Source organism: Rhodococcus sp. 24CO, from assembly GCF_050586165.1.
In the GTDB taxonomy this organism is placed as follows: Bacteria; Actinomycetota; Actinomycetes; order Mycobacteriales; family Mycobacteriaceae; genus Rhodococcus_F.
Genome location: NZ_JAZFNF010000008.1, coordinates 324,444 through 337,242 on the forward strand (window position 1 = coordinate 324,444; position 12,799 = coordinate 337,242).

At 61.8% G+C, this 12,799-nt stretch carries 10 protein-coding genes; 6 read left to right on the forward strand and 4 right to left on the reverse strand.

Features of this window, described 5'->3' with window-relative positions:
• The first annotated feature begins 68 nt into the window (after positions 1-68).
• A complete protein-coding gene (locus tag V2B23_RS21805) occupies positions 69-4,025 on the forward strand; it encodes a DNA-directed RNA polymerase subunit beta' (RefSeq protein WP_430952237.1) in 3,957 nt (1,318 codons plus the stop codon).
• A gap of 70 nt (positions 4,026-4,095) precedes the next feature.
• Here the strand turns inward: V2B23_RS21805 and V2B23_RS21810 are convergent, their stop codons facing one another.
• A complete protein-coding gene (locus V2B23_RS21810) occupies positions 4,096-4,482 on the reverse strand; it encodes a glyoxalase superfamily protein (protein ID WP_003942070.1) in 387 nt (128 codons plus the stop codon).
• An 88-nt stretch (positions 4,483-4,570) separates the two neighbouring features.
• On the opposite strand from V2B23_RS21810, the gene V2B23_RS21815 reads away from it, so the two are divergent.
• A complete protein-coding gene (locus tag V2B23_RS21815; RefSeq protein WP_430952238.1) occupies positions 4,571-5,578 on the forward strand; it encodes an LLM class flavin-dependent oxidoreductase in 1,008 nt (335 codons plus the stop codon).
• On the opposite strand, the gene V2B23_RS21820 is transcribed toward V2B23_RS21815, so the two are convergent.
• On the reverse strand, positions 5,575-6,072 hold the full coding sequence (locus V2B23_RS21820) for a SixA phosphatase family protein (RefSeq protein WP_430952239.1): 498 nt from the start codon (positions 6,070-6,072) through the stop codon (positions 5,575-5,577). The genes V2B23_RS21815 and V2B23_RS21820 overlap by 4 nt on opposite strands.
• 72 nt (positions 6,073-6,144) lie before the next feature.
• Here V2B23_RS21820 and V2B23_RS21825 point away from each other — a divergent pair, with 72 nt between their 5' ends.
• A complete protein-coding gene (locus V2B23_RS21825; RefSeq protein WP_033236447.1) occupies positions 6,145-6,345 on the forward strand; it encodes a hypothetical protein in 201 nt (66 codons plus the stop codon).
• Here V2B23_RS21825 and V2B23_RS21830 read toward each other — a convergent pair.
• A complete protein-coding gene (locus tag V2B23_RS21830) occupies positions 6,342-7,100 on the reverse strand; it encodes an acyl-[acyl-carrier-protein] thioesterase (protein ID WP_430952240.1) in 759 nt (252 codons plus the stop codon). The genes V2B23_RS21825 and V2B23_RS21830 overlap by 4 nt on opposite strands.
• Positions 7,101-7,502: 402 nt before the next feature.
• On the opposite strand from V2B23_RS21830, the gene V2B23_RS21835 reads away from it, so the two are divergent.
• From V2B23_RS21835 to V2B23_RS21845, 3 genes are read left to right on the forward strand one after another with little or no spacing between them, the layout of a single operon-like run.
• On the forward strand, positions 7,503-8,033 hold the full coding sequence (locus tag V2B23_RS21835) for a hypothetical protein (protein ID WP_430952241.1): 531 nt from the start codon (positions 7,503-7,505) through the stop codon (positions 8,031-8,033).
• A complete protein-coding gene (locus tag V2B23_RS21840) occupies positions 8,002-10,149 on the forward strand; it encodes an Rv1355c family protein (protein ID WP_430952242.1) in 2,148 nt (715 codons plus the stop codon). Before V2B23_RS21835 ends, V2B23_RS21840 begins: the two co-directional genes overlap by 32 nt.
• A 30-nt stretch (positions 10,150-10,179) precedes the next feature.
• Complete coding sequence (locus V2B23_RS21845; RefSeq protein WP_430952243.1) at positions 10,180-12,033, forward strand: putative bifunctional diguanylate cyclase/phosphodiesterase; 1,854 nt, start codon at positions 10,180-10,182, stop codon at positions 12,031-12,033.
• On the opposite strand, the gene V2B23_RS21850 is transcribed toward V2B23_RS21845, so the two are convergent.
• Positions 12,022-12,717 carry a GAF domain-containing protein gene (locus tag V2B23_RS21850; RefSeq protein WP_430952244.1) on the reverse strand — a complete coding sequence of 232 codons (696 nt, stop codon included), beginning with the start codon at positions 12,715-12,717 and terminating at the stop codon, positions 12,022-12,024. The genes V2B23_RS21845 and V2B23_RS21850 overlap by 12 nt on opposite strands.
• Between the last annotated feature and the right edge of the window lie 82 nt (positions 12,718-12,799).

The window sequence follows — 12,799 nt, forward strand, 5'->3', positions numbered from 1 at the left end:
ACATTTGAATTGGCAGTCAGGTTGCCGGGTGACCGGCAACCGTAACCCCAACGGGGAAAGGAAGTTACGTGCTCGACGTCAACTTCTTCGATGAACTCCGCATTGGCTTGGCCAGCGCAGAGGACATCCGCAATTGGTCCTACGGCGAGGTCAAGAAGCCGGAGACCATCAACTACCGCACGCTCAAGCCCGAGAAGGACGGCCTCTTCTGCGAGAAGATCTTCGGCCCCACCCGGGACTGGGAGTGCTACTGCGGTAAGTACAAGCGTGTCCGCTTCAAGGGCATCATCTGTGAGCGCTGTGGCGTCGAGGTCACTCGCGCCAAGGTTCGTCGTGAGCGCATGGGTCACATCGAACTGGCCGCACCGGTCACGCACATCTGGTACTTCAAGGGTGTACCGAGCCGCCTCGGTTACCTGCTCGACCTGGCTCCGAAGGATCTCGAAAAGATCATCTACTTCGCGGCTTACGTCATCGTCGGTGTCGACGAGGAGCTCCGTCACAACGAGCTGTCCACCCTCGAAGCCGAGATGCAGGTCGAGAAGAAGGCTGTCGCAGATCAGCGCGACGCCGATCTCGAGGCACGCGCGCAGAAGCTCGAAGCCGATATCGCCGAGCTGGAGGCAGAGGGCGCCAAGTCCGATGTCCGCCGCAAGGTCAAGGACGGCGGCGAGCGCGAAATGCGTCAGCTCCGTGACCGCGCGCAGCGTGAGCTGGATCGTCTCGACGAGATCTGGAGCACCTTCACCAAGCTGAGCGTCAAGCAGCTCATCATCGACGAGCTCCTGTACCGCGAGCTTGTCGACCGTTACGGCGAGTACTTCACGGGTGCGATGGGCGCAGAGTCCATCCAGATCCTGATGCAGAACTTCGACCTCGACGCCGAGGCGGAGTCTCTTCGCGAGACCATCCGCAGCGGCAAGGGCCAGAAGAAGCTCCGTGCTCTCAAGCGCCTCAAGGTGGTTGCGGCTTTCCAGACCAACGGCAACTCGCCGATGGGCATGGTCCTCAACGCTGTTCCGGTGATCCCGCCGGAGCTTCGCCCGATGGTTCAGCTCGACGGTGGACGTTTCGCGACGTCCGACCTCAACGATCTGTACCGCCGCGTCATCAACCGCAACAACCGCCTCAAGCGACTGATCGACCTCGGTGCTCCCGAGATCATCGTCAACAACGAGAAGCGGATGCTGCAGGAGTCTGTCGACGCCCTGTTCGACAACGGTCGTCGTGGACGTCCGGTCACCGGACCGGGTAACCGCCCGCTGAAGTCCCTGAGCGATCTGCTCAAGGGCAAGCAGGGTCGTTTCCGTCAGAACCTCCTCGGAAAGCGCGTCGACTACTCGGGTCGTTCCGTGATCGTCGTCGGTCCTCAGCTCAAGCTGCACCAGTGTGGTCTGCCGAAGCTGATGGCTCTCGAGCTCTTCAAGCCGTTCGTGATGAAGCGTCTGGTGGATCTGAACCACGCGCAGAACATCAAGTCGGCCAAGCGCATGGTCGAGCGCAAGCGCGTCCAGGTGTGGGATGTCCTCGAAGAGGTCATTGCCGAGCACCCCGTGCTGCTCAACCGTGCACCTACGCTGCACCGTCTGGGTATCCAGGCATTCGAGCCGCAGCTCGTCGAGGGCAAGGCCATTCAGCTCCACCCGCTGGTGTGTGAGGCCTTCAACGCCGACTTCGACGGTGACCAGATGGCTGTTCACCTTCCGCTGTCGGCAGAGGCTCAGGCCGAGGCACGCATCCTGATGCTGTCCTCGAACAACATCCTCTCGCCTGCTTCGGGTCGCCCGCTCGCCATGCCGCGTCTTGACATGGTGACCGGTCTGTTCCACCTGACGCGTCTCGACGAGGGCGTCGTCGGTGAGCTCGCTGCAGCTACGTCCGAGGGTCCGGAGCAGGGCGTGTACTCCAGCCCCGCCGAGGCTCAGATGGCAGTGGATCGTGGCGCGCTGACGGTTCAGTCGCAGATCAAGGTGCGTCTGACCAACCAGCGTCCGCCGCGTGATCGCGAAGCGGAACTGTTCCCCGAGGGCTGGAACTACGGCGACGGCTGGACCGCTGTCACCACTTTGGGTCGCGTGCTCTTCAACGAGCTGCTTCCGGCGGACTACCCGTTCGTCAACGAGCAGATGCCGAAGAAGCGTCAGGCAACGATCATCAACGATCTTGCCGAGCGCTACCCGATGATCGTGGTTGCTCAGACTGTCGACAAGCTCAAGGATGTCGGCTTCCACTGGGCAACGCGTTCCGGTGTCACGATCTCCATCTCGGACGTTCTGGTTCCGCCGGAGAAGCCTGCCATCATCGAGGACTTCGAGGCTCAGGCCGACAAGATCGAGAAGCAGTACCAGCGTGGTGCTTTGGACAAGAAGGAGCGCAACAGCGCTCTGGTCACCATTTGGCAGGAAGCGACCGAAAAGGTCGGCAAGGCCATGGAGGCTCACTTCCCCGACAACAACCCGATCCCGATGATCGTGAAGTCCGGCGCAGCCGGCAACATGACTCAGGTTCGTTCGCTTGCCGGTATGAAGGGCCTGGTGACAAACCCGAAGGGTGAGTTCATCCCGCGTCCGATCAAGTCTTCCTTCAAGGAAGGCCTGACCGTTCTCGAGTACTTCATCAACACGCACGGTGCTCGTAAGGGTCTGGCCGATACCGCTCTGCGTACCGCCGACTCGGGTTACCTGACCCGTCGTCTGGTGGACGTGTCGCAGGACGTCATCGTTCGCGAGACCGACTGTGGCACCGAGCGCGGCATCGTCACCACGATCTCGGAGAAGCAGGCCAACGGCTCGATCATCCGCGATGCTCACGTGGAGACCAGCACGTACGCCCGCACGTTGGCTGCTGACGCAGTCGACGAGAACGGCAAGGTCATCGTCGAGCGTGGACACGATCTCGGCGACCCCGCGATCGACGCCCTGCTCGAGGCCGGTATCACGCAGGTCAAGGTCCGTTCGGTCCTGACCTGCACCACCGGCACCGGCGTTTGCGCCACTTGCTACGGCCGCTCCATGGCCACCGGCAAGCTGGTCGACATCGGTGAGGCTGTCGGTATTGTCGCCGCACAGTCGATCGGTGAGCCCGGTACCCAGCTGACCATGCGTACCTTCCACCAGGGTGGTGTGGCCGGCGCCGACATCACCGGTGGTCTGCCGCGTGTCCAGGAACTGTTCGAGGCACGTGTGCCGAAGGGCAAGGCTCCTATCGCGGACGTCACCGGTCGGGTGCAGCTCGAAGACGGCGATCGTTTCTACAAGATCACGATCGTGCCGGACGACGGCGGCGAAGAGGTTGTCTACGACAAGCTCTCCAAGCGTCAGCGTCTGCGTAGCTTCAAGCACAGCGACGGCGAAGACCGCCTTCTGGCAGACGGTGACCACGTCGAGGTCGGACAGCAGCTCATGGAAGGTGCTGCCGATCCCCACGAGGTCCTGCGAGTCATGGGTCCGCGTCAGGTTCAGATCCACTTGGTCAACGAGGTCCAGGAGGTGTACCGGAGCCAGGGTGTGTCGATCCACGACAAGCACATCGAGGTCATCGTGCGCCAGATGCTTCGTCGCGTGACGATCATCGATTCCGGTGCCACCGAGTTCCTGCCCGGCTCGCTCACTGAGCGCGCCGAGTTCGAGTCGGCCAACCGCCGCGTTGTCGCTGAGGGCCGCGAGCCCGCAGCAGGCCGTCCGGTGCTCATGGGTATCACGAAGGCGTCGCTCGCGACGGATTCGTGGCTGTCCGCGGCATCGTTCCAGGAGACCACTCGTGTCTTGACCGACGCTGCAATCAACTGCCGCTCGGACAAGCTGATCGGTCTGAAGGAAAATGTCATCATCGGCAAGCTGATCCCTGCCGGTACCGGTATCAACCGTTACCGCAACATCCAGGTTCAGCCCACCGAAGAGGCCCGCGCCGCTGCTTACGCAGTGCCCGCGTACGACGACCAGTACTACAGCCCGGACGGCTTCGGCCAGAACACCGGTGCTGCGGTTCCGCTGGACGACTACGGCTTCAGCAACGACTACCGCTAGCGGTTAGTTCGTGAGAAACCCCCTACCTCGAAAGAGGTAGGGGGTTTCGTGCTTTTCAGGAGTGCTGTTTTCAGGAGTTGCTGCCGCTGAGGTCCGGGATGACGATCTCCTGGACGGCCCACTTGTTGCCGTCGGGGTCGGCGAAGTAGATGAATCGTCCCCAGGCCTGGTCGTCGATCGGGCTGATGTCGATCCCGCGGCTCTTGAACTCGCGCTCGGCCTCTTCGATGTCCTTGACTACCACCTGCATGCCGACGACTGAACCGGGCTCGGCGTCGGTGATTCCCTTGCCGATGCAGATCGAGCAGGCAGATCCGGGTGGGGTCAGCTGGACGAAACGCAGGTCCTCGCTGACCGTGTGATCGTGGTCGGCGTTGAAACCGAGGCGAACGTAGAAGTCCTTGGCGCGGTCGATATCGGTGACGGGAATGGCGACCAGTTCGAGCTTGATGTCCATGACGTGCCCTTCATGTGATGGTGAATTCCGGCGACAGGTCCAGTGTTGCGGGTATTGCGGTCAGAAACGGTCCTCGATTGCGGATCGGATGAAACTTTCCGAATTTCTTGTTGCTTCGAGAGTGCTTCTCTCACTGCTCGACCGATCCCGAACCCGGAGCGGATACCCCGACTCCGCCGCTCTGACTCATTCCCTTGAACGAGCCGAAGGTGCCGACGCTCTCGGCTACCACCGGTTCTGGGTCGCCGAGCATCACGCGGTTCCGGGTATCGCGAGTGGGTCGCCGGCTGTGCTGCTCGCGGCGATCGGCGCGCAGACGCGAGACATTCGCCTGGGTAGCGGCGGTGTCATGCTGCCGAATCATCAACCGTTGGTTGTCGCCGAACAGTTCCTGATGTTGGACGCCCTGTATCCGGGTCGAATCGATCTGGGTCTCGGCCGGTCCTTGGGCTTCACGCAACCGGTTCGCCAGGCGCTACGACGGAGCAAGGACGCGCCCGACACGTTTGCCGCTGATGTCGAGGAACTACGACGCTATCTGGACGGAACTGCCGTCGTCACGGCTCGTCCGGCGTCGGAGACCGGGGTGCCGATCTTCGTACTCGCGACGCGTACAGGTTTGAAAGTGGCAGCGCAGCTGGGGCTTCCGGTAGTCGTGGGCGGGCCGTTGCTCGGAGTCGGCACTGCCGGCCAGGCGCCGGCGCTGGCCGAGTATCGCCGGACCTTCCAGCCCAGCGACGCCCATCCCGATCCGTATGTTGTGGTCTCGCTCGAAGTCATGGTCGCCGATACCACGGAGGCGGCCCGTGAACTGTTGATTCCGGAGGCGTACGCGCTCGCGGAATCGTCACGGACAGGGGAGTTTCCGCCGCTCGTGTCGGTGGAGGAGATCAGGGGCGCAGCGCTCAGCGATCGAACCACCAGGCGTATCGACTCGTTCATGGCTTCGGCCATGTACGGGACCGCGATCGAGGTGAAGCAGCACCTGAGTGATCTGGTCGAGCGGACGGGCGCAGACGAGCTGCTGGCATCGACGTCGACCTTCGACCGCGCCGCTCTGGAACACTCGGATCGCGTACTGCGCGAGGTGATCTAGCGGGGAACGTGGAACTCCAGCAGCGCGGCCGCGGCGTCGTCGAGTTCCGACCACGGAACGGGCACGGACAGGACGGCGATTGCCGACGTCGGAAACTTGTCTCGAATCCGTTGGGCTGCTTCGGAATTCTCGTTCGATGCCAGATCCAGTGCGGTCCACGGAATTCCCGGTTCGTGGCCGATGACGAGGAGCGTGCTGACATTGGCGGACGTGGTCCGGATTGCGTTGATGACATCGGCCTGGGACCCGCCGTAGATCGACTTGTCGAAGCCGGTTGGGGCGTCGACAGCGGTGGCGGCCAGGGTGTCGACGGTGCGCCGCGACGTCGAGCACAACACGGCGTCGATGGGCGGGACGTTCTCGCGGATCCATTCGCCGCCGAGGCGGGCTTCGCGGACTCCCCGTTCGGCGAGTGGCCGCTCGTGATCGCGAATGCCTTCGGGATAGCTGGACTTTCCGTGTCTCATGAGAACGAGGGTGCGGTGGTCTGCCATGCGTTCACGTTATCCGCTTTGTGGCTGCTGGTCCGGTTACTCTGGATAGTCAGGACCTTGAAGGAGGTTTCCATGGCAGGCAAGAAGCTCGATCGCACGCATGCTCGAACGGCTCTCGAGGTGGTACGGGAAAGCCCCACCATCGCACTCATCACTGTGGCGCCGGCTGTTGTCGTCTTCGGTGTCGTGTGGTGGCTCTTCGGTTTCTGGGCCGCGATCCTTCTCGCTCTGGTGTTCGGCGTTGCGGCAGTAGCTACTCGCAAGCTGCGTTAGAGGGCGCTCACCTGCGCGGCGGCGCGTAGCGCACCGTCCACCAGGAACCAGACGGTGAGGCGAGAACCCTCGACGCGGCTTCGTAGAACCACGTCGTCGCCGGCAACAAGGGGCGAGAGGTATTCGATCACCGCGCGATGAGGTGTGCTGCGCAGTTCGGTGCGAGTACTGATCACCTCTTCGACGGCTTGCCAGTAGACGGCGTTGTTGACGTGATCGAATGGGTCGATATCCGTTACACGCAGGGTGAACGGAGTGTCGAGGACGCCGGGTGCTTCGGCGTCCGGTGCATTGTCGGCGATCACACGCTTCCATTTGAGGCGGTGTTCGTCGGTGGATTCCTCGAGTGGTTTCATGAAGTCGTCGCTCATCCGGGTGGGCATACCGGACTCTGCACTGATGTGGATCCAGAACCCTTCCGTCTCGATCAGCGCACCGTTGCTGCCGTCGAAGCGGACACGCATGTTTGCCCACCTCGTCGAGAATGCTGAGCACCATCGGGTCATTGTCAGGTTCTCCGGCCAGACAGCCGGACGGATGACGTCGATGACGCTGCGACGCACTATCCAGAGCGGATGCGTGTCGATGGCCCCTGCGGCTTCGATGTTGTCGTTGCCGATGTCCTGCAGGTAGCGGGCGACGGCGTCGAGTCTGACCTGCTTGGCTGCGTCGACGTCACCGGTGCGCACCGGGCGTGTTTTCACGAAAATCGGTCCGCGGTCGGGTTGCGGCGCGAGTGCGAGATCTGAGTTCACGAAAGTGATTCCTGTTCGCCGAGGGATTGCTTGAATTCTGCCAGGTGGTCAGTTGGGGCAGGGATTCGAGCACTTGTGCCGATTTCTTGCGACAATGAAATTCTCTCCTCGCGCTTCGACTACGCACCTTCTGGTGTGGACGGGACTGTCATGACTCGAGCGGCGAGCGCACCTTCTGTTACTGCTTTACCTACGACTACAGCACCCCCGACTACAGCATCGGAATGTGGTTATTTCGACGCTACGTCCCGGTGCTGGTTCCTTGTTGCAACACCAGCGTCCCATCCGCGATTATGGCGCGAATATCTCGATGGTGCGCGGGAGAACTATCGCCATCACGGAGTCGAGAGTGTCGTCGAATACGACGACATAGTGGACGGGCTCTCGACAACGCTGTTTTTCGTGGCTCTCGACGATGTGGGACGTGTTGTCGGTGGCGTGCGTGTGCAGGGACCGTACATGTGTGCTGACCAGGCACACGCTGTACAGGAATGGACCGACCACCCTGGTATCGCACAGGTTTACGCCATGATCGACGGGCGTATCCCAAGTGGTGTGATCGAACTCAAGACTGCCTGGTGTGGCGCGCAAGCGGAGAGACGTGGTGAGCTGACGTCCGCGTTGTCGCGCATCGCGCCGCACGCGTTGTCGCTCCTCGGAGTCAGGTTCGCATTCGCGACGGCTGCGGGGTACGTGCTCGACCGCTGGGCTACCTGTGGTGGCGTCATGGAAGATTCCATTCCCGGGGTTCCGTATCCGGACGAGCGGTATCTGACCCGCATGATGTGGTGGGACAAACGAACCTACGTGGACAAGACGCACCACACTCAGTTGCCGGCACTCCTGGCGGAGGCAGCCCAACTCGAGGGGGCGCGAGTGCCGTCTGTCAGCTTCGCGGAAGATGGACTCGGCGATGGTGTCGGCCGGGAATGAGGCGCTCTGGCGCGCGAGAGTGTTCGATGAGCGTGACGCCGCCGACGTTGCGTCGTTGGAAGCAGTTAGGCGACAACCGGATACATTGACACTCGACCATCGGGCTCGGTTCCGCGACGAGTTGTCGGGACTTCGCGACCTGCCTGATCGCCGGGTTGTCGACGAACCGTGTCGGTGGGTGTATTACCCGTGGCGGCGCGAGCTGGTGGGAATTATCGGCCCGCAATCATTTTCACTTCTCCGGTTGGACCGGAACCGGAACAAGATCACGCGTGACGAGCAGGCTCGATTGAGACGTCTGCGTGTAGGGATCGTGGGGTTGAGCGTCGGGAATGCCATCGCGCAGGTTCTGGCGCTCGAAGGGTTGTGCGGCGAGCTGAGATTGGCAGATTTCGACAGTATCGACCTCTCGAACCTGAACCGAATCCCGGTGGGAATCACTGACGTGGGTGTCAACAAGGCGGTGGTCGCAGCACGACGTGTTGCCGAACTCGACCCGTATCTTCCGGTGTCGGTGTTTACGGCCGGTGTGACGGAGGAGAGCGTCGACGCGATTGTCGACGGTCTGGATCTGGTTGTCGAGGAATGTGATTCGCTGGATGCCAAGCTGTCGGTACGACGGGCAGCACGCGGTCGTGGCATCCCGGTGATCATGGAAACGACCGATCGTGGGCTTCTGGACATCGAACGTTTCGATCTCGAGCCGCAGCGGCCGCTGTTTCACGGGCTTCTCGGCAATGTTGATGCAGCAACCTTGGCCGGATTGACGGCTCAGGAGAAGATCCCCCATGCGTTGGCGCTTCTGTCGGCAGCCGAGTTGTCGGCGGCGATGGCTGCCTCGCTGGTCGAAGTCGGGTCGACGCTCTCGACATGGCCGCAACTCGGAAGTGAATGCTTTTCCGGGGCATCCGCGGTGGCGACCGCGGTGCGCCGGTTCGGTTTGGGGGAGTCACTGCCGTCGGGCCGGATCCGGATCGACTCGGGTGCCCGGCTGAATTGCCTGCGTGATCCGCTGATCGACGAGGGTGGCTCGGGGAGCGATGTTCCTGAAACGAGTGCGTCGCCGACGATGCCGGCCGACGGCGTCGAGGCCGTGCTCGAGGCGATCAGGTGGGCGCCTTCGGGGGGAAATGCCCAGCCCTGGTCTGTCCAGGTCGACGGGCCGGTGATCCACGTCCATGCGGATCGTGATCGAACGTCGTTGATGGATGTAGAGGGCCGCGCAACCCATGTGGCGATCGGTGCCGCCGTCTACAACGCAAAGGTCGCAGCCGCGGCACACGGAATTCTTGGTGGCACTGTTCTTCTTCCCGATCCGGATTCGGTAGATCTGGTGGCGAGTGTCAAGCTCGGTGAGGATATGAATCAGATTCTGGCGCAGCGTTACCCGGCGATGCTGGAAAGACGTACCAATCGCGGAGTGGGTGTACCAGCACCGATCGGCCGCGACCTCGAGGATGCTCTGCGGGGCGCCGCGCACGATGAAGGTGGTCGTCTTCGTCTGTACACGGACCCGCGTGATCTCGGTGCGTTCGGGGACGTCGTGGGCGCAGCTGACCGTATCCGGTACCTGACGCCGATGCTGCACGAGCAGATGATCAGCGAACTGCGTTGGCCGGGATCGGGAACCGCAAGTACGGGGATCGATATCCGCACACTGGGGCTCGATGACAGTGAGGTGGCATTCCTCGACGTCGTCCGGCGCAGTGACGTTGTGAGCCGGCTGGCGCGATGGGGCGCGGGAGAAGTATTGGGGATCAGCGCTCGTGATCGCATCGCGTCGAGTTCGGCATTTGGTGTGGTGACCGTGGATGGTTCCCGTCTCGATGACTATGTTCGCGGCGGTTCGGCTGCCGAAGCGGTGTGGGTGTGCGCCCAGGAGCACGGATTGGGTGTGCAACCCATGTCACCGGTGTTCCTGTACGCCCGCGACGGTAATGACTGCGCGCGATTGTCCGACCCGTTTGCGAGCGAACTCGATGCGTTGCGTCTGCGCATGCGAGGGCTCCTCGATTTGGATGGCGAGGAGTCCATTGCATTGGTGCTGCGTCTGAGTCATTGTCCACCGGACACTGTGCGCAGTGCGCGACTGCCCGCGAACAGTATTCGGCGCTGACGCACCGTAGAGAAAGTTGCAGGCGAAATCATGGACGGACGTAGCCTCGAACAGTTGGTGACCGACGTTGCCGGTCGACTGATGCCGGCCGATTCGACGACGTCGGTCGCAGCGGCCACCGAGGTCCTTCGTGACCTGGTCGACTACTTCGGCGTCGACGTCAGCTTCCTGCGGCGCAACGATCACACGATCGGTGCGACGGTGCTGGTGGCGGAGTGGCCGCAGCGCCAGGATATTCCCGATCCGGACCCGTTGGGAGTGGTGTACTTTCGGGACGCGGACCCGGTTTTTGCGGCTGCCGAGAATGCGCGCGAAGCAGTGATCATCCGCCCCGAACCGAGCGGGTATCAAGATAGGATCCGAAGCGGCGCAGGTGTCTTCGAGACGTCCATGGCCGCAGTGCCGTTGCTGTCGGGTCCCGTCACCACGGGGGTCCTGGGATTCATCAAGTTCGGCGACCGGGAGTGGTCAACTCGAGAGATCAATGCACTCAACGCCATTGCCACTCTGTTCGCTCAATTGCAGGCGAGGGTGGCTGCGGAGGGGCGTCTGCGCTATTTGGCTGATCATGACGAGCTGACCGGGCTGTCCAATCGGAGGATGCTTCTCAGTGAACTCGAACGACGTCTGCAACCGGGGGAACCCGGGCCCGTTGCGCTTCTGTTCCTGGACGTCGACAGGCTGAAGGTGGTCAACGATCTACTGGGACACAATGCGGGCGATGCGTTCATTCACGAACTCGGAAACCGCCTCGAAGGTAGATTCCAGGATGACGTCGTCGTCCGCCTCGGCGGTGACGAGTTCGTCATAGTCATGTCGAAACCGATGGACGCCGACGAGGCCGAAGTGATTGCGCGAGAAGCACAGGTGGTCGCTTCCACGCCGATCTCGCTGGGAACCGAAGAGGTGGGGCGAAGCGTGAGTATCGGCATCGCGGTGGCAAAGCCAGGTGAATGCAGCGTGGGCGAATTGCTCCGGTGCGCCGACGAGGCCGTGCTTACCGCAAAATCCGACGGAGGAAATGCGGTAGTCGTGTGTAGCGACGAGATGCGGGCAGCCAACGACGATCACGCGGAGATGGAGATGCACCTGCGTGCTGCGATACGCGACGGTCAGTTGGAGGTGTACTACCAACCCGTCATCGATCTGGCGTCGGGTGTGATGGCTGGTGTGGAAGCGTTGGTGCGGTGGAACCACCCGGTTCGTGGTGTGCTTCAACCGGATTCGTTCATCGACATCGCCGAGGCCGCCAACCTGTCGGGGGAACTCGGGCGGCAGGTTCTGCGCGAAGCTTGCCGTCAACTGGCGCAGTGGAACGGGACGATTTCAGGGGTTCCGATGTTCATGTGCGTGAATGTATCACCGGCACAGTTGATTACCAGCGACTTTGTAGATTCCGTTGCAATCGAGTTGGAAACGCATGGCCTCTTGGGTAGCAGTTTGTGCGTTGAAATCACGGAGAGGGCGGTGATGCACGATCTGGCGCATGTGTTGGTAACCCTGCGTGGACTGGAGGAACTCGGCGTTCGCATCGCTCTCGACGATTTCGGAACCGGGTACAGTTCTTTGGCTCAGTTGAAGGTGTTGCCGGTCGATACGGTCAAGATCGATCGGGGATTCGTTCATGAACTGGGAATCGATCACGACGATCTGGCGATAGTCCACTCGATTGTCGGACTTGCAGATTCCTTCGGGCTGGACGTGGTCGCAGAAGGCGTCGACTCCGGTCGGGCAGCGCAAATCCTGCTCGATCTCGGATGCCGATATGCGCAAGGATTTCTCTTCAGCCCACCGGTGAAATCCGACCGTATCGCTGCGATGCTGCGCGCAGGGCGCAGGTCGCCGACCCTACGGGCGACAACTCTGACGCCTTCACACCCGTAGTCCGACATCGACTATTGCCCGAGCGACAGCGGATACCGAGGCGTTGCACGACTGTGCGTGAGCTTGGATCAACGCGTACGCTTCGTCGATTCCGGTGCGCCGCGCATCGGCGGTAATGCCTTTGGCTTGTTCGAGAATGATGCGCACCTTCAACGATTCCTGTAGCTGAGAACGAATCTGCTGCAATTGATGGCGTTTCGACGCGTTGACGCAGTACCCCGTTGCCATGTTCGCCACCAGGTACGTGAACACGATGTCGTCGGCGGACCACGCGCGTGGCTCGTGCGAGTACAGACTCACAACGCCGATCGTTTCGCCGTTGATCGACATCGGGACACTCGCAGTAGCTGCGACGTTCAACCGTCTGGCGTTCTCGGCAAATTCAGGCCAGAGATCGTGCCGTTGACGGATATCGGTGACAGCGATCCTCTCGCCCTTCTCGTATGCCGTCCGTCCGGGGCCGGACTGAAGTCCTTCCTGGCATCGTTCGATGTCGGAAGCGGAATCGCCGATCGACGTGATGCATCTCAGTTCGCCCCCGCTGACCAGACTGATGCTGCCACCCGACACCCCGAGGGCGTCGACACTGTTTTCCAACAACTCCGTCATCACATCGTCCACCACGTAGACGGTCGGCAGCAGCTGCACAAAATGTGCAAGAAGATCGGCGAATTCGAGATTCATCGTGGCTACCTACTCGTCAGCGCAGCGAGGACGAGCTGCCGGGCATCAGGGGTAGCTCTGGAGAGGGCCCGCAGCGCCGCCG